Source organism: Micromonospora sp. M71_S20, from assembly GCF_003664255.1.
Taxonomy (GTDB): domain Bacteria; phylum Actinomycetota; class Actinomycetes; order Mycobacteriales; family Micromonosporaceae; genus Micromonospora.
Window position 1 is genome coordinate 875,452 of sequence record NZ_RCCV01000001.1, and the last position, 21,580, is coordinate 897,031.

Sequence of the window (21,580 nt, forward strand, 5' to 3'; positions counted from 1 at the left end):
GGGCGGCTGCGAGGGACTCGCGGTGAGCCGGGAGGCGAACGGCACCCGGGCGACCCACGAGGCTCTCCCACCGGGGATGCGCGAGGCGGTGGACGACTTCGCCGGGCACCTCGCCGCGGTGCGCAACCGGTCCGCCCACACCGTCCGGGCGTACGTCGGCGACGTGGTGTCGCTGTTGGACCACGCCCACCGGATGGGCTGCGCCGAACTGCCGGAGCTGGACCTCGCCGTGCTGCGCAGTTGGCTGGCGAAGCAACGGACGATGGGGGCCGCACGGACGTCGCTCGCCCGCCGGGCGGCCTCGGCGCGGACGTTCAGCGCGTGGGCGCACCGCGCCGGGCTGCTCCCCGCCGACGTGGCCGGCGCCCTGTCCAGCCCGCGCGCCCACCGGGACCTGCCGACCGTGCTGCGCGCCGACCAGGCGGCGGCCCTGGTCGAAGCGCCGGGCCGGTTCGCCCCGGCCGTGCCGCCGTCCCCACCCGCCGAGGGCCCCTCCCGACCCTCGTCACCCGCCAGGGAAGGCTCCCAGTCGTCGACGCCCGACGGAAAGGGCCCCCAGCCGTCGTCGCCAGATGGAAAGGGCTCCCGACCGTCGACGCCCACCGACGACGGGTCCGGGCCGGCGTCGCCAGGGTCGTCGGATCCTTCCCCTGCGGCTGACGGCGTCGCCGAGGCGGTACTGCTGCGGGACCGGGCGCTGCTGGAACTGCTCTACGGCACGGGCGTGCGGATCAGCGAGGCGTGCGGCCTCGACGTCGCCGACGTCGACCACGCGCGACGGGTCGTGCGGGTGTTCGGCAAGGGCGGCCGGGAACGCGCCGTGCCGTACGGGGTGCCGGCGCAGCGGGCGCTCGACGAGTGGCTGCGCCACGGCCGGCCGACGCTGGCCGCACCGCACTCCCGCGACGCGCTGCTGCTCGGCGCCCGCGGCGGACGGCTCAACCCGACGACGGCACGCCGGATCGTCGGCGGGTACGCGGCGGCGACCGGCCTGCCCCCGATCAGCCCGCACGGCCTGCGGCACTCGGCGGCGACCCACCTGCTCGAGGGCGGCGCCGACCTGCGGGCGGTGCAGGAGTTGCTGGGGCACTCGTCCCTGGCGAGCACCCAGATCTACACGCACGTGTCCGTGGAGCGGCTCCGCACCGCCTACCGCCAGGCCCACCCCCGCGCCTGAATCCGCCGTCGCGGACCACCCCGCGCCCTGCGTGGCACGGTCGGCGGCCGGACGCCCGTGGGGTGGACACGGCCGAGTTCCGCAACCGGCAGACGACGACCTGTCAGGCAAAGGCCGGGTGCTCAGGCCCGGCGCGGCGACGAGCCCGGCCCGTCGGGGGCCGAGCCCCGGAGCACGACGTGCGGCTCGCGCCCGAGGTCCAGGCACATCCGCACGTCGTCGTAGCGTTCGTCGCCCACCTCGATGACGTTCGGCAGCCGCCCCCACTCGCGGAAGCCGAGGCGCTCGTACAGCTCGATGGCACCGTGGTTGTTGCCGCGCACGCCCAGCGCGAGGGTCTCGATGCCGGCCTTGCGGGCGTCGTCGATCAGCGCGCCGGTGACGAGCCGACCGATGCCGCGGCCACGGGCGGCGGGGTGTGCGGCGACCTTCTCCAGGTCGGCGTAGTGGGTGAAGATCGGCTTCGGACCGCGCCGCCACGTCCCGGTGCCCACCACCCGCTCGTCGAGCACGGCGAGGACCAGCGCGGCGTCGCCGGCCGCGCCGAGACCGAGCACCCCGTCCAGCCATGCGTCGGTCTCGGCGCGGCCGGGCGGGACCGCGTACCCGATCGCACCGCCCCGCTCGGCCACTGCGTGCAGCACCCGGTGCACCTCGGCGCGGAGCTGCCGGTCGGCGGCGGTCGGCCAGCGCAGTTCGACGTCCATGACCAGCGATTCTCCGGGATCGAGGACGGTCGACCGGCATCGGCTCGATGGAACCGTGCCCCGGACGGGCGCCCCGACCGCCGTGCCCGACGGACCGTACCCCGCGGAACGGCGGCGGTAGATCGACCGGTCGCTACGATCACCGGGTGAGCCTCCCGCAGCCGCCCGAGCCGATCGCGGCAGCCCGCCTGCTCTTCTCGCTCGACCCGGCGGTCAGCCACCTGAACCACGGTTCGTTCGGCGCGGTACCGATCGCCGTGCAGCGGGCCCAGCAGCGGCTGCGCGACGAGATGGAGGCCAACCCGCTGCGCTTCTTCACGCAGGGCCTGGTCGACCGGCTCATCCACACCCGCCGGCACCTGGCCAGCTTCCTGGGCGCCGACCCGGACGGCACCGCCCTGGTCCCGAACGCGACCACCGGCGTGGCGGTGGTGCTCCAGTCGCTCGGCCTACGCCCCGGCGACGAGGTTCTCGCCACCGACCACGGCTACGGCGCGGTCGGCCTCTCCATCGCGCGGGAGTGCCGGCGTACGGGGGCCGTCGCCCGGGTGCTGCCCGTCGGGTTGACCGCCTCGAACGAGGAGATCGTCCAGATCGTCCGCGCCGGGCTGCGCCCCGGCCGGACCCGGCTGCTCGTCGTGGACCAGCTCGCCTCGGCCACCGCCCGGTTCTTCCCCGTCGCCGCGATCGTCGGCGTCGCCCGGGAGCAGGGGATACCGGTCCTCGTCGACGCCGCGCACGCCCCGGGCATGCTGCCGACGCCGGTCAGCGACGTCGGCGCCGACTTCTGGGTGGGCAACCTGCACAAGTGGGCGTACGCGCCGCGCGGCACCGCCGCGCTGGTGGTCGCCCCGCCGTGGCGGGAGCGGATCGAGCCGCTGGTCGTCTCGTGGGAGCAGGAGTCGGGGTTCCCCCGCCGGGTCGAGTGGGCGGCGACGCAGGACTACACGGGCTGGCTGGCCGCGCCGGTGGGCCTGTTCACGCTGCGCAGCCTCGGCCTCGACCGGGTACGCGGGCACAACGCCGCGCTGGCGGCGTACGGCCAGCGGGTGCTGGGGGACGCGCTCGGGGTGGCGCCCGCCGACCTGCCGGACCCCGGCGGGCCGGGGGTCGCCATGCGGATCGTGCCGCTGCCGGCGGGCCTGGGCACCACGTTCGAGGCGGCGCGGGCGCTGCGGGAGCGGATCGCCGAGCGGCTCGCCACCGAGGTCGCCGTCATGGCCTGGAACGGACGCGGCTGGCTGCGGCTCTGCGCCCAGGTCTACAACACGCCGGACGAGTACGAGCGGCTCTCGGTGCGGCTCCCCCCGCTGCTCGCCCAGCGCTGAGGGCGGGATCGGTGCCGTCGAGCCCGCCGTCCCCAGCGGGGTCGGCGCCGTCGAGCGGCAGCAGCCGCACGGCTCCCAGGCCGAGCAGGGCCAGCGGATCGAGGTAGTCGGCGCCGCGTCGCAGCCCCCAGTGCAGGCAGGCGGGGGCGGGGCAGCCGGGGTGACCGGTGAGGAGGGCGCCCAGCGGCGCCCCGGCGGTCAGGTGGTCGCCGGGGCGGACCGCCGGCGACACCGGCTCGTGGGTGGTCCGCAGACCGTCGGCGTGCCCGACCGTGACGACGGGGCGGCCGGCGACCAGGCCGGCGAAGAGCACCGTGCCGGCACCGGCGGCCCGCACGGTGGCGCCCGGCGCGGCGGCCAGGTCGACGCCCCGGTGTCCGGGCAGCCACGGCCGGGGCGGCGGGTCGAACCGGCGCACCGGGCGGGGGACGCCGTCGAGCGGCCACCGGAACCGCGCCGCGCGGGACGGCGCGGTCCCGGAGGGCGACGCCGCGGCGGCGCTTGCGGAAGCGGGCGGCCGGACCGCCGCCGACACCGGCGGGGAGGCGGGCGCGGCGGCCGGCCCGAGAGACAGCAGGGCGGCGCAGAGCACGGCGGCGCCGGTACGCGTGGCTGGTCGCATGGGGCGCAGCCTGTCCGGCGGGTGTCCGCCCCCGCCACCCGCGACGCCCGCTCCTGTGGACGGCGCGTGTCCTGTGGACGGACCACCGGAGGGCGGGCCGATCTGCTACGGGCCGGCGGTCGGCCGACCACGGGGCGGCGCGACCGCCGACGGACGCCCGGCCCGTCGGGCGGGCCCGGGAGCGGCGGCGGGCACCGGTGAGGCCCTAGGCTGGGACGGGCGACACGGCGGAGCCGCCGCCGTCCCACCGGGGAGGCCTCGATGACCACTGTGGACGACGTCAGCCGGCCCTCCCGCGTGGCGGAGCCCGGTGAGGGGATCACCGCCGAGGAGTTGCAGCTCGCCGCCCGCAACCACGGCATCCCGCTGGAGGCGCTGCGCTACGACGTGACCCCGGCCGGCCTGCACTACCTGCTCATCCACTACGACATCCCGGATGTCGACCCGGCCACGCACGCGCTGACCGTGGCCGGCGCGGTGGACCGGCCGCTGACCCTCGACCTCGCCGCGCTGCGCGAGCGGCCCCGGGTCACCCGCCGGGTGACGCTGGAGTGCGCCGGCAACGGACGCGCCCTGCTGCACCCCCGGCCGGTGAGCCAGCCGTGGCTGGTCGAGGCGGTCGGCAACGCGGAGTGGACCGGCACCCCGCTGGCGCCGCTGCTGCGCGAGGCGGGGATCGCCGCCGACGCCGTGGACGTGGTCTTCACGGGCGCCGACCACGGCGTGGAACGCGGCGTCGAGCAGGACTACCAGCGGGCGCTGCCGGCCGCCGACGCGCTGCGCGAGGAGGTGCTGCTGGCGTACGAGATGAACGGCGCTCCGCTGCTACCGCAGCACGGTGCCCCGCTGCGGCTGATCGTGCCCGGCTGGTACGGCATGGCGCACGTCAAGTGGCTGCGCGCGATCGACGTACGCACCGAGGCGTTCGACGGCTACCAGAACGCGGTCGCCTACCGGCTGCGCCGGGACGCGGCCGATCCCGGGGTGCCGGTGACCCGGATCGAGCCGCGGGCGCTGGTCCGGCCGCCCGGCTTCCCCGACTTCATGTCCCGCACCCGCGTGCTGCGGCCCGGTCCGTGCACGCTGGACGGTCGCGCCTGGTCCGGCCACGCCCCGGTCGTCTCGGTGGAGGTGACCACCGACGGCGGGGCCAGTTGGCGACCGGCCATCCTGGACGAGCAGGTCGGCGGGGAGTTCGCCTGGCGCCGGTGGCGGTACGAGTGGACGGCGCCGCCGGGCAGGCACGTCCTCGGGGCCCGCGCCACCGACGCCTCCGGGCGCAGTCAGCCGGTCGAGCAGCCGTGGAATCGGGGCGGCTTCGCCAACAACCTCGTGCAGCGCGTCGAGGTCGTGGTGCTGCCGGAGTGAACCCCTGGCGGGGCGGAGAGGGGCGACGGCCGCGCGGGGTGGGGGCGCCGACGGGGCCGTGCGTCCGGCGGCGGGACCACCGGGCGGGAGACCGGCGATCAGCCGCCGAAGCCGGAGTCGGCGGGCAGCGAGATGTCGGGCTTCTCCAGCTCCTCGACGTTGACGTCCTTGAAGGTCATCACTCGGACGTTCTTGACGAACCGGGCGGGACGGTACATGTCCCACACCCAGGCGTCGTGCATCTCGACCTCGAAGTAGACCTCGCCGTCGGAGTTGCGCACGTGCAGGTCGACCTGGTTGGCCAGGTAGAACCGGCGCTCCGTCTCCACCACGTAGGAGAACTGGCGGACGATGTCGCGGTACTCCCGGTAGAGCTGCAGCTCCATCTCGGTCTCGTACTTCTCGAGGTCTTCCGCGCTCATCGCACTCCGCCTTCCATGACCACATCTTCCCCCACCGACGCCGGAGGCTGAGGCTGCTCGCCCAACGCCACGCCGACGGTACCCCCTGGCGGGCAGGAGCGCTCCATCGGCTCGTCCCGCCGCACGTCCGCCGGCCGACGCGCCCGGGGTGGGGCGCCGTCGCGACCGGACACCGTCGCCACGTTGACGTACGAGAACCGGTGCTCCCGGCAGGGCCCCCGGTCCCGCAGCGCCGCGGTGTGTTCCGCGGTGATGTAACCCTTGTGCTCGGCGAACCCGTAGCCCGGGAACGCCCCGTCCAACTCGACCATCATCCGGTCCCGGGTGACCTTGGCCAGTACGCTCGCCGCCGCGACGCAGGCGGCCACCCGGTCGCCCTTCCACACCGCCAGCCCCGGCACGTCGAGGCCGTCCACGCCGAAGCCGTCGGTCAGCACGTAGTCGGGGCGGGTCGTCAGCGACGCCAGCGCCCGTCGCATCGCGGCCAGGTTGCTCACGTGCAGGCCCCGCTCGTCGACCTCCTCGGCCGGGATGACCACCACGGCGTACGCCAGCGCGCGGGCCACGACCTCGTCGTGGATCCGCTCCCGGCTGGCGGGGGTGAGCAGCTTGGAGTCGGCCAGCCCGTCGATCTCGCCGCGGCGGCCCTCGGGCAGGATCGCGGCGGCGGCGACCAGCGGTCCGGCGCAGGCGCCGCGACCCGCCTCGTCGGCCCCGGCGACGTGCCGGAAGCCGCGCCGCTGCAACGCGCGCTCCAGCGCGTAGAGCCCACCCTCGCGGCGCACCACCGTGCGCGGCGGCGTCAGCACGGCGCGTCCTGCCCGGTCGTGGGCGCGGCCGTGGCGGCCAGCGCCCGCGCCAGCACCGCCGGCAGGTCCGGCGGGTAGTAGCGCTCGCCGCTGGCGGCCAGCTCGTCCGGCGGCCACCACCGGTGCGCGGCGACGCTGGCCCGCTCGATCTCGCTGAAGCCCGCCGTGTCGACCTCGTGACCGGTCACCCGCACCAGGAAGAACTCCTGTTCCTGCCGGTACCACACGCCGTCGAAGGGGAACTCCGTCACGTCGCGGTGCACGGGCGCGCCGAAGGCCGACGCCGGCAGCCGCAGCCCGGTCTCCTCGGCCAGCTCCCGCGCGGCGCACCCGGGGTAGGTCTCCCCCGGGTCCAGGCCGCCGCCGGGGGTGAACCACCAGCGGCCGTGCTCGGGGCGGGCCGGGTCGGAGCCGCTGAACAGCAGCACCCGACCCGCCGCGTCGACGAGCAGGACGCGCGCCGCACGCCGGGGGGTGTAGACGGTCACCGCACCAGCCTGCCAGACGCCGCCGACAACGCACACGCCCGGCGACCCCTACGGCTCGGGGATGGCCTCGTACGGCTTCGGGACGCTCAGCCAGGTGGCCCGGCCGACGGGCCAGAAGACGGTGAAGGCCCGTCCCACGACGTCGTCCTCGGGGATGGTGGCGACGGTGATGTCCTGACCGGACTGCTGCCAGTGCTCCAGCGAGTCGCCCGACGCCTCGCGGTGGTCGCCCATCACCCAGAGCCGGCCCTTGGGGACGGTGATGTCGAACTCCTCGGCGGTCTTGTCCCCGGGGAAGATGTAGGGCTCGTCCAGGGACTTGCCGTTGATCACCAACCGGTCCTGCGCGTCGCAGCAGACCACGTGGTCGCCGCCCACGCCGATGACGCGCTTGATGAAGTCCTCGCCGTCGGGGTTGGCGCTCCACTCCAGGGGGGCCTTGAAGACGATGACCTCGCCCCGGTGCGGGGACCGGAAGTCGTAGACCAGCTTGTTGACCAGCACCCGGTCGTCGATCTGGAGGGTGTTCTCCATCGACGGGGAGGGGATGAAGAAGGTCTGCAGCACGAAGGCGCGCACCAGCACCGCGACCAGGATCGCCACACCCAGGAGGATGGGCAACTCCTTCCAGAAGGAGCTGCGCGGCTTGTCGGTCTGCTCGTCAATCACGGCAAGAGCCTACGTTGCCCGACCGGACGCCACCGTCCGGAACGCGCGAGAACGGCCAGCGCGGCAGCGACCGGGACGAGCAGCACCACACCACCGGCCGGCGTGGGACGGACCGGGGGCGGTGCGCCGGTGGAGGCGGCCGGCGGGTCGGCGACGTCGTCGAAGGTCGCGGGCACCGACAGGGCGCTCCAGCGCGACGACGGCCAGACCACGGTGAACGCCCGGCCCACCACGTTCTCGATCGGCACCGGGCCCTGGCAGCGGGCGTCCTGGGAGACCATGCGGTGGTCGCCCATGACGAAGATCTGCCCGGGCGGGACCACGACCTCCTCGAAGCGCCGGGACCGGCACTCGCGGGGGTTGGGCGGGATGTCGAGCGGCGAGTCCCGCAGGACGTACGCCGACTCGTCGAGCGGCGTGCCGTTGACCAGCACCCGCCCCTCGGCGTCGCAGCACTTCACCCGGTCGCCGGGCAGGCCGATGACCCGCTTGATGAAGTCCTTCTCGCCGGGGCGGCTGACGCCGACCAGGTCGCCGACGGTCCGGCTGAGCTTCCCCGCGAACCCGGGCTCCGGTTCCTCGTCGACCTGCGGCGCCCACCGGTCGGTGCCCCGGAAGACGACCACCTCGCCCCGCACCGGGTCGCGTACGTCGTAGACGACCTTGTTGACCAGGACCCGGTCGCCGACGAGGAGGGTGTCCTCCATCGAGCCGGAGGGGATGAAGAACGCCTGGAGCAGGAAGGTGCGGATCAGCACCGCGAGGCAGAACGCGACGACGAGCAGCAGCGGCAGCTCCTGCCAGAGGGGCATCTGACGGCGGGGCCGGCGGGCCCGACGGCGCCAGGGGTCGACGGCGCCGTCCTCGTCAAGCGTCTGCACCACGCCACTCTCCGGTCAGCAGAAATGACACTACCGCCCGGGAACCCTGTCGGGGCTCCCCGGGCGGTAGTGGTCGTCGCTCCGCCGTCGTGGCGGGACGTCGCCCGGCTGCGCCCGTAGCGACCAGGGTAGTGCGCTCCGGTCGGTACGACATACGCGCAGCTCGGGCGGCGTGGCGAGCGCGAGGTCAGCTGGGCTGCTTCTCGCGCTTCTCCTTGATCTTGGCCTTCTTGCCCCGCAGCTCGCGCAGGTAGTAGAGCTTGGCGCGGCGGACGTCACCGCGGGTCACGATCTCGATCCGGTCGATCGCCGGGCTGTTGATCGGGTAGGTGCGCTCGACACCGACACCAAAGCTGATCTTGCGGACCGAGAAGGTCTCGCGCAGACCGTCACCCTGGCGGCGGATGACGACGCCCTGGAAGATCTGGACACGGGACCGGTTGCCCTCGACGACCCGGGCGTGCACCTTGACGGTGTCACCGGCACGGAAGTCGGGGAGGTCGGTGCGCTTCGACTGGGCGTCAAGGGCGTCCAGGATGTTCATCGCTGCGTCCTCGTGAGGCTCACGGCGCACCGTCAATCGGTGCGCGGGTGGGTGATTCTGATCCCCGGGTGGCGGTCGGTGACCCGACCCCGGTCGAGGATCCTCGCAGCCGTCCGCGGCGCGGCCGGCTGCGGCAACCCCCCTACTTTGCCACATCCCCCGGCGGCACCTGAAATCCGGCCCGGTCCAGCGCGGCGACGTCCCGTTTGTCCAGGCGGTGCGGGTCCAGCGCGGCGAGCATGTCGGGACGACGCGTCGCGGTGCGGGTCAGCGCCTCGTCCCGCCGCCAGCGGGCGATCCTGCCGTGGTCGCCGGAGCGGAGCACTTCCGGCACCTCCAGCCCCCGCCAGGTCGCCGGCTTCGTGTACATGGGGGCCTCCAGCAGCCCGTGGGCGTGCGACTCCTCGGCCAGCGAGCCCGCGTTGCCGAGCACGCCGGGCAGCAGCCGGGTGACCGCCTCCAGGATCACCAGCACGGCCACCTCCCCGCCGAAGAGGACGTAGTCGCCGAGGGAGACCTCGGTCACCGGCATCCGGGTCGCGGCGTGGTCGAGCACCCGCTGGTCGATGCCCTCGTACCGGCCGCAGGCGAAGAGCAGGTGCGGCTCGGCGGCCAGTTCGTGCGCCATCGCCTGGGTGAAGGGGGCGCCGGTCGGGGCCGGCACCACCAGCCGGGGCGGGGTCACCTCCGCCGGGGCGAGGGCGTCGAGCGCCTCGCCCCACGGCTCCGGCCGCATCACCATGCCGGGCCCGCCGCCGTAGGGCGTGTCGTCGACCGTGCGGTGCACGTCGTGGGTCCAGATCCGCAGATCGTGTACGGCCAGCCGCAGCGTGCCGTTCGCCCGCGCCCGGCCGATCAACGACAGGTCCAGCGGGCCGAAGTACTCCGGGAAGATCGACACGATGTCGACGCGCATGCGGGGGTGCTCCAGCGGTTCTACAGATCGAGCAGACCGGCGGGCGGGTCGACGACGACGCGACCGCCGGCGAGGTCAACCTCGGGGACGATCGCCTTGACGAACGGGATGAGCGCGGTGCCGCCCTCGGGACGGCGCAGCACCAGCAGGTCGGACGCGGGGGCGTGGTCGATCCGGGCCACCTCGCCCAGCCGGTCGCCGGCCGGGGTGACCACGGCCAGCCCGACGAGCTGGTGGTCGTGGAACTCCTCCGGGTCCTCCGGCGGGGCGACGTCGGCGCTGTCGACCGCGACCAGCGTGCCGCGCAGCGCCTCGGCGACGTCCCGGTCGAGAATGCCCTCGAACGCGACCAGCATCCGCCCCTGGTGCCAGCGGGCGGACTCCACGACCAGCTCGGCGGGCACCCGGAAGACCGCCCCCTGCTCGGGCGCGGACGGCGACGGCTGAGGCCTCGCCCCGGGCTCAGCGCGCAGCACGCGATTGCTGGGCACAGCCGGGGGCGTCGCCCCCGGCATGGTGCGCAGCACCATACCGGGGGCGAACCGCGCTTCGGGCTCGTCGGTGCGCACCTCCACGGTGACCTCACCGCGGATGCCGTGCGGCTTGCCGACCCTGCCGACGACGAGCAGCATCAGTACGAGTCGACGATGTCGACGCGCACGCCGCGCCCGCCGATGGAGCCGATCACCTGGCGCAGCGCCTTGGCGGTCCGGCCGGACCGCCCGATCACCGTGCCGAGGTCCTCCGGGTGCACGCGGACTTCCAGCCGCTTGCCCCGACGGGAGTCGACCATCCGGACGCGTACGTCATCGGGGTGGTCGACGATGCCCTTGACCAGGTGCTCCAACGCCGGACGCAGAGGCATGTCAGGCCTGCTCACCGGCGTCGGCAGCGGCAGCCGGGGCCTCGGCCGGAGCCTCGGTCTTCGGCGCCTCGGCCGGAGCCTCGGCCTTGGCGGCCTTCTTGGCCGGCTTCGCCGGCGCCTCGGCCAGCCCGGCGGCGGCCTTCGCCTCGGCCTCGTACGCCGCGGTGCGGTTGACCCGCTCCGGGGCGACCTTCAGCGGCGGCGGGGCCGGCAGGCCCTTGAACTTCTGCCAGTCACCGGTCAGCTCCAGCAGCCGCTGCACCGCCTCGCTCGGCTGGGCGCCGACGGACAGCCAGTACTGGACCCGCTCCGACTTGACCTCGATCACCGAAGGGTCTTCCTTCGGCTGGTAGACCCCGACGAACTCGATCGCCCGGCCGTCGCGCTTGGTGCGCGAGTCGGCGATGACGATGCGGTACTGCGGGTTGCGGATCTTGCCCATCCGCAGGAGCCGGATCTTTACGGCCACAGTTGTTTCGCTCCTGTTGCGATCTCACCTGCCCGAACGGGCGGTGCACGGGTGAGTGTCGACCGGCACAGTGGGGTTGGGCCGGAGACTGCTCGGTGGACTGGCGACGTGCCCGGGTTAGAGGGCGCCGGACACGCGCCGGATACCAGCCAGCCATTCTGCCAGATCGGGAGCGGATCGCTCACACCGGACCGCCCCGGGTCACCCGCCGGGCGGCAGAAGTGACGGAAAGCACACCGGCGGCGGCCGGTCCGCGTGCGCGGCGGGGGTCAGCGCACCGGGGGGCGGTCCCAGCCGGGCGGCAACTCGTCGGGGACGATCCAGTCGGGTGGCGGGGTGAAGTCGCACCAGGTGCCGTCGAACGGGAACTCCCCCGCCTCGGCCAACGCGATCACCCGCTTCCCCTCGGCCCGGACCGCGTCCGGGTCGGGCACCCAGTAGTGGTCGGGGAAGGCCAGCCGCTCGACGAACTCCCCCTCGTCCTTCCACTCCCAGCCCCGGTCGGGGCGGACGACCAGGTCGAGGTCCTGGTCCACCATGTCGACGCCGGCGAGCGTGCCGTCGTCCCAGCGCACCCCGGGCTCCTCCAGGTTGACGTACCAGGTGGCGAAGCGGTCGTGCGCGTCGCGGAACCACCACACGGAGTGGGCCGCCCCGGCGGGCAGGAACTTGAGCACGGAGGGGCCGTCCCAGCGGCCGGTGGCCAGCCGGTACGACGAGGAGATCCACTCGGTGAACGGCACCGCCCGCATGCCCAGCCCGGCCTCGGTGACCTCGCTCGCGACCGGGGAGTCGCGGGCCACCCAGAGCAGCAGGCCCCGGTCGTCGTCGCTGACCACCCGCGCGGTGCGTACCCAGCCGATCCGCCCCCGGCGCACGTTGCGGTGCACGATCAGCCGCCCAGCTTCGAATCTCACGCACCGACCCTACCGGCGCCCGGCGGGCCCCCGGCCCGTCGACCCGCCGGGTGGCGGAACGCGGACGGCCGGCCCCGCGAGGCGGGACCGGCCGTCGTACGGGTCGGTCAGTAGGCGCGGGCCAGGATGGCGACCAGGTCGGGCTCGTCCTCGGAGTCGGGCACCGAGCCGTCGGCGCGCAGCAGGCAGCGCACGGTGACGCCCTGCCCGTTCGCTTCCGCCTCGCCCTGGACGCCGACCGCCGACCACGGCACCATGGCCCAGCCGGTGGCCGCCGCCTCGATCGCCTCGGCGAGGGTCGACACCTCGACGGTGCGGGACTTCCGGTGGGCCAGCGCCTGGTCGTGCAGGGCCCGCTGGTCGGCGTCGAGGGCGGCCAGCACGGCGGTCACCACGTCGGCCACCGGCGTCGGGGACTTCGAGCCGTCCGTACGCCGGACCACGACCGCGTTGCCGGCGGCCAGGTCGCGGGGGCCGACCTCGACGCGTACCGGATAGCCGCGCAGCTCGGCGTCGACGGCCCGGCGGCCGAACGGGGTGTCGACGCGGTCGTCGAGCGCGACCCGGACCCCGGCGTCGCGCAGCGCGTCGCGCAGCTTGGCCGCCGCCTCGCCGACGCCCTCGCCGTCCTTGACCACCATGACGTACGCCTGCACGGGCGCCAGCTTCGGCGGCACCCGCAGGCCGTTGTCGTCGCCGTGGCACATGATCAGGCCGCCGAGCATCCGGGTGGAGGTGCCCCAGGAGGTCGTCCACGCGTGCTCCCGGCCGCCCTCGGCCGACGAGTAGCTGATGTCGAAGGCCTTGGCGAAGTTCTGCCCCAGCTCGTGGCTGGTGCCGAGCTGGAGGGCCTTCCCGTCGCCCATCATGCCTTCGCAGGTGTAGGTGGCGGTGGCGCCGGCGAAGCGCTCGCGGGCCGTCTTCAGGCCGACGACCACCGGGATGCCGAGCAAGTTGACCATCAGGTCCTCGTACGCCTCGTGCAGGATCCGGCGGGCGTAGGCGCGGGCGTCGTCGCGGGTCGCGTGCGCGGTGTGCCCCTCCTGCCAGAGGAACTCGCTGGTGCGCAGGAAGATCCGGGGGCGCAGCTCCCAGCGGACCACGTTGGCCCACTGGTTGAGCAGCAGCGGCAGGTCCCGGTAGGAGTCGATCCACTTGGCCATGAACTCGCCGATGACGGTCTCGCTGGTGGGGCGCACCACCACCGGCTCGGCGAGCTGCTTGCCGCCGCCGTGGGTGACCACCGCGAGTTCCGGCGAGAAGCCCTCGACGTGCTCGGCCTCGCGCTTGAGGTAGCTCTCCGGGATGAAGAGCGGGAAGTACGCGTTCTCCGCGCCCGCCGCCTTGATCCGGGCGTCCATCTCGGCCTGCATCCGCTCCCAGATGGCGTAGCCGGCCGGGCGGATGACCATGGTCCCCCGGACCGGGCCGTTGTCGGCCAGCTTCGCCTTGGCGATCAGGTCCTGGTACCAGCGGGGAAAGTCCTCCGCACGGGGAGTGAGCACGCGTGCCATGACCGCACATCCTATGCGTCGGCCGAAGGGACGACGTCATCGGGCGCGACGTCGCCGGTCTCCGCCGTGCCGGCCGGTGCGGTCGGGCTAGGATTCGACCACCATGGGTGAGGTGAGGGACGGCACCCGTTCCCGGGAGGCGATCGTCGAGGCCGCCCGGGCGTTGACCATCGCGACCGGCTGGGACGGCGTCCGGATGGGCGCCGTCGCGCGCGCGGCGGGGGTCAGCCGGCAGACGGTCTACAACGAGTTCGGCACCAAGGCGGGGCTGGCGGAGGCGCTCGCCCGGCGGGAGGTCGACCGGTTCGTCGGCGACGTACGCACCCTGCTGCGCGCACACGGCGACGACGTGCGCGCCGCCGCGCACGCCACCATCTCGCACACCCTCACGCAGGCGGTCGACGACCCGCTGATCAAGGCCGTCCTGACCAGCTCCCGGGGCGGCTCGGACGACCTGCTGCCCTACCTCACCACCCGGTCGGAACTGGTCCTGATTGAGGCCACCGAGGTGCTGCTGGAGTGGGCCGACGAAGTCCTGCCGGGCGCTGACCGGAACGCCGTCGCGTTCGCCACGGACTCGGTCGTCCGGTTGGTGATCAGCCACATCGTCCTGCCCGGCGCCCCCGTCGCGCAGACCGCCGCCGCCCTCGCCGACCTGGCGGTGTACCTGCTCCTGCACGCGGTCACCCAGGGCACCCACTCCGGCTGACCGGGCGCCGCCCCGGGCGGCAGCGCCGCACCGCCGGTCGGGAGCGCCGGCGGCCCGGCCGGGAGCATCCTCGGCCGGCGGCCCGGGCGCGGCGGGTCAGCGGACGACGCGACCGCGCAGCACGATGCGGGCGGGGCTACGCACGGCGCGCAGGTCGGCGCGCGGGTCCTCGGGATAGACGACGAGGTCCGCCAGGCCGCCCTCGACCAGCCCGGGGAAGCCGAGCCACTCGCGGGCCCGCCAGGACGCGGCGGCGAGCACGTCGGTGGTGGACATGCCGGCCTGCTCGTGCAGCAGCAGCATCTCCTCCGCGGCGAGGCCGTGGTCGATGCCGCCGCCCGCGTCGGTGCCGACGTAGATCGGGACCCCGGCCTCGTACGCCGAGCGCACCACCTCGGGAAACCGGTCGCGCAGGGCGAGCATGTGGTCGGCGTAGCCGGGGAACTTGGCCCGCGCCTGCTCGGCGATCCCGCCGAAGGTCCGAATGTTGATCATCGTGGGGATGAGGGCGGTGCCCCGCCGGGCCATCTCGTCGATCAGGTCCAGGCTCAGCCCCGTGCCGTGCTCCACCGAGTCCACCCCGGCGCGCACCATGATCTCGACGGCCGACTCGGAGAAGGTGTGCACGGCGGCGCGGACCCCGGCGGCGTGCGCGGCCCGGACGGCGGCGGTCATGGTGTCGGCGTCCCACGCCGGGGCGAGGTCGCCGACACCCCGGTCGATCCAGTCGCCGACCAGCTTCACCCAGCCGTTGCCGGCGCGCGCCTGCGCCGCCACCGTCGCCGCCACCTCCGCCGCGCCGACCTCCACGCCGATGTCACGCAGGTAGCGCTTCGGCGGCGCGACGTGCCGGCCGGCCCGGGCCAGCCGGGGCAGGTCGGGCTCGTCGTCCAGCTCGGGGTACGGGTACGGCGACCCGGCGTCGCGGATCGCGAGGACCCCGGCGTCCCGGTCGGTGCGGGCCAGCTCGCGGGCCTGGTCGAGCGAGGTGATCGGCGCCCCGCCCCGGGCGATGCCGATGTGGCAGTGCGCGTCGATCAGGCCGGGCAGCACGAAGCCGCCGTCGGCGATGGTCTCCGCGCCGGGGACCGGGGTGAAGGTCACCCGGTCGCCGACCAGCCAAAGGTCACGGACCTCGTCGTCGGGCAGCACCACGCCGCGTACGTGCCAGGCCATGCGTCCTCCGTCTGCGCGCAAAGGGAGCGGTCCGCCCGCCATTCTTCCCGGTCGGCACGGGCCGGGGACGCCCGGGTGCAGCGACTGCGCCGGTCCGCCGGCCGCGCCCGGCCCCACTCGGCACGGTCGCCCTCGACTCCACTGCGTGTCCCTGCCGACACCGAGCGACACGAACAGTCGATTGACAGATTTCTTTATTTACACATGTCTTGATGAAGAGATCCTTCGTCACCAGGATGCTCCCAGGCGCCCGGACACGGGCGTCCACAGTGTCGCCTCACCCCAAAAGGAGCGTCGGGACAGTGTCACCACGACGATGGCGAACGGCCGCGGTCGGCTTGGCGGTCGGTCTCACCCTGCCGATCGGCGCCGCGGCGCCGGCCGCCGCCGCACCGGACTCCGCCGACACGAAGGTCAGGGCGGTGGCCGCGAAGGTCGACAGGAAGGTCACCACCCGGCTCGCCCGCGAGGGCAGGGCCAGCTACTGGGTCTTCCTGGACAGCAAGGCCGACCTGTCCGGCGCGGCCAGCCTGCGCGGCAAGACGGAGAAGGCCGCCCACGTCCACCGCACCAAGACCGCCCACGCCGAGCGCAGCCAGGCCGGCCTGCGCGCCATGCTGGCCCGCGAGGGCGCGGAGTTCACCCCGTTCTGGCTGGTCAACGCGATCAGGGTGACCGGCGACGCCGAGTTGCTCGGTGACCTCGCCGTGCGCGCCGACGTGGCCGAGATCCTCGCCGACGACCCGGTCGAGATCCCGAAGCCGCTGCCCGGCGAGACCGTCCCCACCACCAACGCCACCGAGTGGAACATCGACCGGATCAACGCGCCGCGGGTCTGGAACGAGCTGAACGTACGCGGCGAGGGCATCGTGGTCGCCAACATCGACAGCGGCGTCGACGTCACCCACCCCGCCGTGGCGGCCAGCTACCGGGGGCGCAACGGTGACGGCACCCTCGACCACAACTACAACTGGTTCGACCCGGCCGACGTCTGCCCCACCGAGGCCCCGTGCGACAACAACAACCACGGCACGCACACCATGGGCACGATGGTCGGCTCGGACGGCGCCAACGTGATCGGCGTGGCCCCGGGTGCCCGGTGGATCGCCGCCAAGGGCTGCGAGACCAGCGGCTGCTCGCGAGCGTCGCTGCTCGCCTCCGGCCAGTGGATCGTCGCCCCCACCGACCTCAACGGCGCCAACCCGCGCCCCGACCTCGCCCCGGATGTCGTGAACAACTCCTGGGGCTCCAGCGCGTACGACCCGTGGTACACCGAGATCGTCTCGTCGTGGGTGGCCGCCGGCATCTTCCCGGCCTTCTCCAACGGCAACAGCGGCCCGAGCTGCAACACCTCGGGCAGCCCCGGGTCGTACACGATCAGCTACAGCTCCGGCGCGTTCGACGTGAACAACGCGATCGCCAGCTTCTCCAGCCGGGGCACCGGCGAGAACGGCGACATCAAGCCGAACATCGCCGCGCCGGGCGCCAACGTCCGCTCCTCGGTGCCGGGCGGCTACTCGGCGCTCAGCGGCACCTCGATGGCCTCCCCGCACACCGCGGCGACCGTGGCCCTGATGTGGTCGGCCTCGCCGGCCCTACAGGGTGACGTCGCCGAGACCAAGCGCATCCTCGACGACACCGCGATCGACGTCGACGCGCTCACCTGCGGCGGTACCGTCGACGACAACAACGTCTTCGGCGAGGGCCGGCTCGACGCGCACGCGGCGGTCGACGCCAGCCCCCGGGGCGCCCTCGGCGCGCTGGGCGGTCGGGTCACCTCCGGCGGCAACCCGCTGGCCGGGGCGGACGTGACGGTCACCGGCCCGATGACCCGCGTCACCAGCACAGGCGCCGACGGCTCGTACGCGCTCGACCGCCTGATGGTGGGCAGCTACACGGTCTCGGTGAGCAAGTTCGGCCACACCACGGGAACGACCTCGGTGACGATCACCGAGAACCAGACGGCCGACGCGGACGTCGCCCTCGAGGCGGCCCCCTCCGCCACGCTCAGCGGCACGGTGCGCACCTCGAACGGCACGGCCGGCGGCGCCACCGTCGCCGTCCTCGGCACCCCCCTCACCGCCACCGCCGACGCCGACGGCCGCTACCGGGTGACGGTGCCGCACGGCACGTACGACGTCCGCTTCGCGCACACGTACCGCTGCTCGGACGAGGTGACCAGGTCGGCGCAGGTCGGCGCGGACGCCGTCCTGGACGTCACCCTGCCCGACCGGGTCGACTCCTTCGGGTACGCCTGCGGCCCGGCCGGGGGCTCGTTCGTCGCCGGCACCCAGCTGCTGGAGACGTTGACCGGTGACAACAAGTCCGTCCCCGTCACGCTGCCCTTCCGGGTCCCGCTCTACGGCAACTCCTACCGGCAGGCGTGGGTGAGCACCAACGGCGTGCTCGGCTTCGGCACCTCGTCGACCAGCCGCCTCAACACCGCCCTGCCGAACACCACCAACCCCGACCTCGCGCTCTTCCCGTTCTGGGACGACCTCTACGTGGAGGAGGACTCGGGGGTCTACACGGCCGTCACGGGTGCCGCGCCGCGCCGCACCTTCGTGGTGGAGTGGCGCAACGTGTCGATCTTCGCCGACCGGTCGATGCGGCTGACCTTCAGCGCCGCCATCGGTGAGGACGGCTCGATCACCTACCGGTACGCCGACATCGACGGCGACGGCGCGGAGACCGGCACCGGCGCGTCGATCGGCCTGGAGAACGTCGACGGCACCGTCGGCTTCGAGTACTCGTACAACGCCCAGGCGGTCGCCGACGGCACGGCGATCACGTTCCGCACCACCCGCAGCGGAGTGCTCTCCGGTGTGGTCACCGACGCCAACGACGGGCGCCCGGTCGCCGGGGCCACCGTGACCGCCCGGGTGGGCGACGCGACGGCCACCCAGACCACGGAGGCCGACGGCACGTACCTGATCCAGGCCCCCGCCGGCACGGTCGAGTTCGCCATCGACAAGCAGCACTACGAGGCGGCGTCGGGCTCGGTGGCGGTGCAGGCCGGCGCGGCCGAGGTCCGTTCGGCGGCGCTGCGTACCGCACGCGTCGGCACCCCGACGAGCGAGCTGACCGTCGTGTCGGGGGCCGAGCAGACCCGGAGCCGACAGATCACCCTCAGCAACACGGGGGTGCTCGGCACCGACGTCACGGTCACCGAGCTGAACTCCGACGGCACGCCGCAGGACATCGGCTGGCTCGGCCTGTCGGGTGCCACCGTCACCCTGGGCAGCGGCGGCCGGCACACCGTCGGCGTGGCGACCAGCACCGCCGGCCTGGCCCCCGGCAGCTTCCACCAGGCCAGGCTGCGGATCTCCTCGGCCAGCGGACGCCAGCCCGTCCTGGACGTCCCGGTCACCCTGGTGGTGCCGCGCACCACCCTGGCGATCGACGCCGGCGCGACGTCGGCCCGGGCCGACGTCGAGGGCCAGACCTGGTCGCCGGACCGGGCCTGGACCGCCGGCGGCGCCGGCTACCTCGGCACTTCCAGCCGCCGGACGACCAACACCCCGATCACCGGCACCAACGACCCGGCCCGCTTCGCCAGCCAGCGGGAGGGGATGTACGAGTACCGCGTCGACGGTCTCGCGGACGGCCACTACACGGTGGAGCTGGACTTCGCCGAGGTCAAGCGGCAGTACCCGGACCGGCGGGTCTTCGACGTGCTGATCGAGGGCCAGGAGGTGCTGCCGTCGCTGGACGTGGCCGGTGAGGTGGGCAGCTACGCCGCGCTGAGCCGGACGTACACGGTGCGGGTGATCGACGGCCAGCTCAACGTGCGGTTCGTGACGCACAAGGGCTACAGCGTGCCGATCGTGAACGCGCTGCGCGTCACCGACCGGCCGGACCTGCTGTCCTGACGGTCGCACGAGAAACGGGGCCCGGCCGGTGACGGCCGGGCCTCGCCCGTGTGGACCGCGGGGCGCTCAGCCCTCGTCGCGCGCCAGCAGCCCGGCCCGCCGCGTCGTCAGCGCGGGCAGGTCGACGGAGACCTTCCAGGGCCGCTCGGTGACGAAGAGGTCCTCGGTGTGGGTCAGCACCTCGTACTCGCCGGTGGGGTCGAGCGTGTATTCCGTCAGGGTCATCCGCTCGTGCAGCGGGTCGACCACCCAGTACGTCCGCACCCCGGCGTGCGCGTAGACCTTCGCCTTGTCCTTCGGTGGGTCACCGAGGTCGTCGACCGTCCACTCCGACCACTCGGGCAGGATGGGTGCCACGATCATGACTCTCCTTCCAGGGGCGACATCACCCTAGGCAAGGATCATGTCACCCGCGGTCGGCGACACACCTCAGCGGGGCCGGCCGTCGCCGCCCTTGCCGAGCTTGTTGAAGTCGATCTTCGGCAGCTTGAAGCCCGGCGGGAGGCCCTGGCCGGCGGTCAGGTCGTTCGGGTCCATGCCCGGCGGGAGCTGCGGCATGCCGCCCGGGAAACCGCCCGGCATCCCGGCGCCCGCCCCGGCGCGCGGCCGGTTGCCGCCCTTGGTGCCCTTGCGCTTGTTCTTCGGCGACTTGGTCGCCTTGCGCCGGCCGCCGCCCGGCAGGCCCATCATGCCGCCCATCTGCTTCATCATCTTCTGCGCGTCGGCGAAGCGGTTGAGCAGCTGGTTGACGTCCATCACCGTGACGCCGGAGCCGTTGGCGATACGGGCCCGGCGCGAGCCGTTGATGATCTTCGGGTTGGTGCGCTCGGCGGGGGTCATCGACCGGATGATCGCGGTGACCCGGTCGAAGTGCTTGTCGTCGACCTCGGCGAGCTGGTCCTTCATCTGCCCCATGCCCGGCATCATGGCCAGCACGTTGGCGATGGGGCCCATCCGCCGGACCGCGATGAGCTGGTCGAGGAAGTCCTCCAGGGTGAACTGCTCGCCGCCCATCAGCTTGGCGGTCATCTTCTCCTTCTGATCGGTGTCGAAGGCCTGCTCGGCCTGCTCGATCAGAGTGAGGACGTCGCCCATGCCGAGGATCCGGCTGGCCATCCGGTCGGGGTGGAAGACGTCGAAGTCCTCCAGCTTCTCGCCGGTGGAGGCGAAGAGGATCGGCTGCCCGGTGACCTCCCGGACCGACAGCGCGGCGCCGCCGCGGGCGTCGCCGTCGAGCTTGGAGAGGACCACGCCGGTGATGCCCACGCCGTCGCGGAACGCCTCGGCGGTGCGCACCGCGTCCTGGCCGACCATCGCGTCGATGACGAAGATGACCTCGTCCGGGTCGACCGCGTCGCGGATGTCGGCGGCCTGCTGCATCATCTCGGCGTCGATGCCGAGCCGGCCGGCGGTGTCGACGATGACGATGTCCCGGGCGGCCCGCTTCGCGTGCTCGATCGAGGCGCGGGCCACCTGCACCGGGTCGCCGGTGCCGTTGCCGGGCTCGGGAGCGTACACCTCGACGCCGGCGCGGCCACCGAGCACCTGGAGCTGCCCGACGGCGTTGGGGCGCTGGAGGTCGGCGGCGACCAGCAGCGGCTGGTGGCCCTGGGCCTTGAGCCAGCGGGCCAGCTTGCCGGCGAGGGTGGTCTTACCGGAGCCCTGGAGGCCGGCGAGCATGATCACCGTCGGCGGCTGCTTGGCGAACTGGAGCCGCCGCCCCTCGCCGCCGAGGACGTTGATCAGCTCCTCGTTGACGATCTTGATGATCTGCTGCGCCGGGTTGAGCGCCTGGGAGACCTCGGAGCCGCGCGCCCGCTCCTTGACGTTGGCGATGAAGCCCTTGACCACCGGCAGCGCGACGTCCGCCTCCAGCAGCGCGAGGCGGATCTCGCGCGCGGTGGCGTCGATGTCGGCGTCGGTGAGCCGACCCTTGCCGCGGAGCTTGGTGAAGATCCCGGACAGGCGGTCACTCAAGGTGTCAAACACGCGAACATCCCGTTTGTCAGTGTTCCGGCGGGCACATCGGCGACCGGGCGAGGTGTCCGGCCACCGCTAGGGTAGCCGGCCGGGCCGCGGGGCCGCTCCGGGCCGGGCACAGCCGGGCGCGGAACGGCGCCGCTGTGC

At 73.8% G+C, this 21,580-nt stretch carries 20 protein-coding genes and 2 pseudogenes; 5 read left to right on the forward strand and 17 right to left on the reverse strand.

Going from position 1 to position 21,580, the window contains the following annotated elements; all coding sequences use genetic code 11:
• The first annotated feature begins 76 nt into the window (after positions 1-76).
• The gene (locus DER29_RS04045) at positions 77-1,177 is read left to right on the forward strand and encodes a tyrosine recombinase XerC (protein WP_199729399.1); all 1,101 of its coding nucleotides are present in this window, start codon (positions 77-79) and stop codon (positions 1,175-1,177) included.
• Positions 1,178-1,299: 122 nt separating this feature from the next.
• Here the strand turns inward: DER29_RS04045 and DER29_RS04050 are convergent, their stop codons facing one another.
• On the reverse strand, positions 1,300-1,884 hold the full coding sequence (locus tag DER29_RS04050; protein WP_121396095.1) for a GNAT family N-acetyltransferase: 585 nt from the start codon (positions 1,882-1,884) through the stop codon (positions 1,300-1,302).
• 146 nt (positions 1,885-2,030) lie between these two features.
• On the opposite strand from DER29_RS04050, the gene DER29_RS04055 reads away from it, so the two are divergent.
• Positions 2,031-3,212: an aminotransferase class V-fold PLP-dependent enzyme gene (locus DER29_RS04055; RefSeq protein WP_121396096.1), complete on the forward strand. Its 1,182-nt coding sequence runs from the start codon at positions 2,031-2,033 to the stop codon at positions 3,210-3,212.
• A gap of 46 nt (positions 3,213-3,258) precedes the next feature.
• Here DER29_RS04055 and DER29_RS04060 read toward each other — a convergent pair.
• A pseudogene (locus DER29_RS04060) lies at positions 3,259-3,834 on the reverse strand (murein hydrolase activator EnvC); the annotation flags it as partial.
• A gap of 261 nt (positions 3,835-4,095) precedes the next feature.
• Here DER29_RS04060 and DER29_RS04065 point away from each other — a divergent pair.
• On the forward strand, positions 4,096-5,202 hold the full coding sequence (locus DER29_RS04065; protein ID WP_121396098.1) for a sulfite oxidase: 1,107 nt from the start codon (positions 4,096-4,098) through the stop codon (positions 5,200-5,202).
• A 98-nt stretch (positions 5,203-5,300) separates the two neighbouring features.
• Here DER29_RS04065 and DER29_RS04070 read toward each other — a convergent pair whose 3' ends face one another.
• The 12 genes and pseudogenes from DER29_RS04070 to proS form a co-directional block, all read right to left on the reverse strand.
• On the reverse strand, positions 5,301-5,624 hold the full coding sequence (locus tag DER29_RS04070) for a DUF2469 domain-containing protein (protein ID WP_007075222.1): 324 nt from the start codon (positions 5,622-5,624) through the stop codon (positions 5,301-5,303).
• Positions 5,621-6,433 carry a ribonuclease HII gene (locus DER29_RS04075; RefSeq protein WP_121396099.1) on the reverse strand — a complete coding sequence of 271 codons (813 nt, stop codon included), beginning with the start codon at positions 6,431-6,433 and terminating at the stop codon, positions 5,621-5,623. Before DER29_RS04075 ends, DER29_RS04070 begins: the two co-directional genes overlap by 4 nt.
• On the reverse strand, positions 6,427-6,921 hold the full coding sequence (locus DER29_RS04080) for an NUDIX hydrolase (RefSeq protein WP_121396100.1): 495 nt from the start codon (positions 6,919-6,921) through the stop codon (positions 6,427-6,429). Before DER29_RS04080 ends, DER29_RS04075 begins: the two co-directional genes overlap by 7 nt.
• Positions 6,922-6,969: 48 nt before the next feature.
• Positions 6,970-7,590: a signal peptidase I gene (gene lepB, locus DER29_RS04085; RefSeq protein WP_121396101.1), complete on the reverse strand. Its 621-nt coding sequence runs from the start codon at positions 7,588-7,590 to the stop codon at positions 6,970-6,972.
• Between the two features lie 9 nt (positions 7,591-7,599).
• Positions 7,600-8,474 (reverse strand): annotated as a pseudogene (lepB, locus tag DER29_RS04090) (signal peptidase I).
• A 184-nt stretch (positions 8,475-8,658) separates the two neighbouring features.
• Positions 8,659-9,015 carry a 50S ribosomal protein L19 gene (gene rplS, locus DER29_RS04095; RefSeq protein WP_091458359.1) on the reverse strand — a complete coding sequence of 119 codons (357 nt, stop codon included), beginning with the start codon at positions 9,013-9,015 and terminating at the stop codon, positions 8,659-8,661.
• Between the two features lie 142 nt (positions 9,016-9,157).
• Positions 9,158-9,931, reverse strand: a complete 774-nt coding sequence (gene trmD, locus DER29_RS04100; protein ID WP_121396103.1) for a tRNA (guanosine(37)-N1)-methyltransferase TrmD — start codon at positions 9,929-9,931, stop codon at positions 9,158-9,160.
• A gap of 20 nt (positions 9,932-9,951) precedes the next feature.
• Positions 9,952-10,560: a ribosome maturation factor RimM gene (rimM, locus tag DER29_RS04105; RefSeq protein ID WP_199729400.1), complete on the reverse strand. Its 609-nt coding sequence runs from the start codon at positions 10,558-10,560 to the stop codon at positions 9,952-9,954.
• Between the two features lie 2 nt (positions 10,561-10,562).
• A complete protein-coding gene (locus DER29_RS04110) occupies positions 10,563-10,823 on the reverse strand; it encodes an RNA-binding protein (protein ID WP_172862164.1) in 261 nt (86 codons plus the stop codon).
• Positions 10,798-11,265 carry a 30S ribosomal protein S16 gene (gene rpsP, locus DER29_RS04115; RefSeq protein ID WP_121396105.1) on the reverse strand — a complete coding sequence of 156 codons (468 nt, stop codon included), beginning with the start codon at positions 11,263-11,265 and terminating at the stop codon, positions 10,798-10,800. Before rpsP ends, DER29_RS04110 begins: the two co-directional genes overlap by 26 nt.
• A 269-nt stretch (positions 11,266-11,534) precedes the next feature.
• Positions 11,535-12,182: a DUF402 domain-containing protein gene (locus tag DER29_RS04120; protein ID WP_121396106.1), complete on the reverse strand. Its 648-nt coding sequence runs from the start codon at positions 12,180-12,182 to the stop codon at positions 11,535-11,537.
• A 107-nt stretch (positions 12,183-12,289) separates the two neighbouring features.
• Positions 12,290-13,696 carry a proline--tRNA ligase gene (gene proS / locus DER29_RS04125; RefSeq protein WP_121396107.1) on the reverse strand — a complete coding sequence of 469 codons (1,407 nt, stop codon included), beginning with the start codon at positions 13,694-13,696 and terminating at the stop codon, positions 12,290-12,292.
• A 103-nt stretch (positions 13,697-13,799) separates the two neighbouring features.
• Between proS and DER29_RS04130 the strand changes: the two genes are divergently transcribed.
• On the forward strand, positions 13,800-14,405 hold the full coding sequence (locus tag DER29_RS04130; RefSeq protein ID WP_121396108.1) for a TetR family transcriptional regulator: 606 nt from the start codon (positions 13,800-13,802) through the stop codon (positions 14,403-14,405).
• A gap of 96 nt (positions 14,406-14,501) precedes the next feature.
• On the opposite strand, the gene DER29_RS04135 is transcribed toward DER29_RS04130, so the two are convergent.
• Positions 14,502-15,581: an amidohydrolase family protein gene (locus DER29_RS04135; protein WP_121396109.1), complete on the reverse strand. Its 1,080-nt coding sequence runs from the start codon at positions 15,579-15,581 to the stop codon at positions 14,502-14,504.
• Between the two features lie 302 nt (positions 15,582-15,883).
• Between DER29_RS04135 and DER29_RS04140 the strand changes: the two genes are divergently transcribed.
• On the forward strand, positions 15,884-19,453 hold the full coding sequence (locus DER29_RS04140; protein WP_233599633.1) for a S8 family serine peptidase: 3,570 nt from the start codon (positions 15,884-15,886) through the stop codon (positions 19,451-19,453).
• Between the two features lie 66 nt (positions 19,454-19,519).
• On the opposite strand, the gene DER29_RS04145 is transcribed toward DER29_RS04140, so the two are convergent.
• Both DER29_RS04145 and ffh read right to left on the reverse strand, forming a co-directional pair.
• Positions 19,520-19,816, reverse strand: coding sequence for a Uma2 family endonuclease (locus tag DER29_RS04145; RefSeq protein WP_121396111.1), 297 nt, complete (start codon positions 19,814-19,816; stop codon positions 19,520-19,522).
• A gap of 66 nt (positions 19,817-19,882) precedes the next feature.
• A complete protein-coding gene (gene ffh / locus DER29_RS04150; RefSeq protein ID WP_121396112.1) occupies positions 19,883-21,442 on the reverse strand; it encodes a signal recognition particle protein in 1,560 nt (519 codons plus the stop codon).
• Positions 21,443-21,580: the final 138 nt, after the last annotated feature.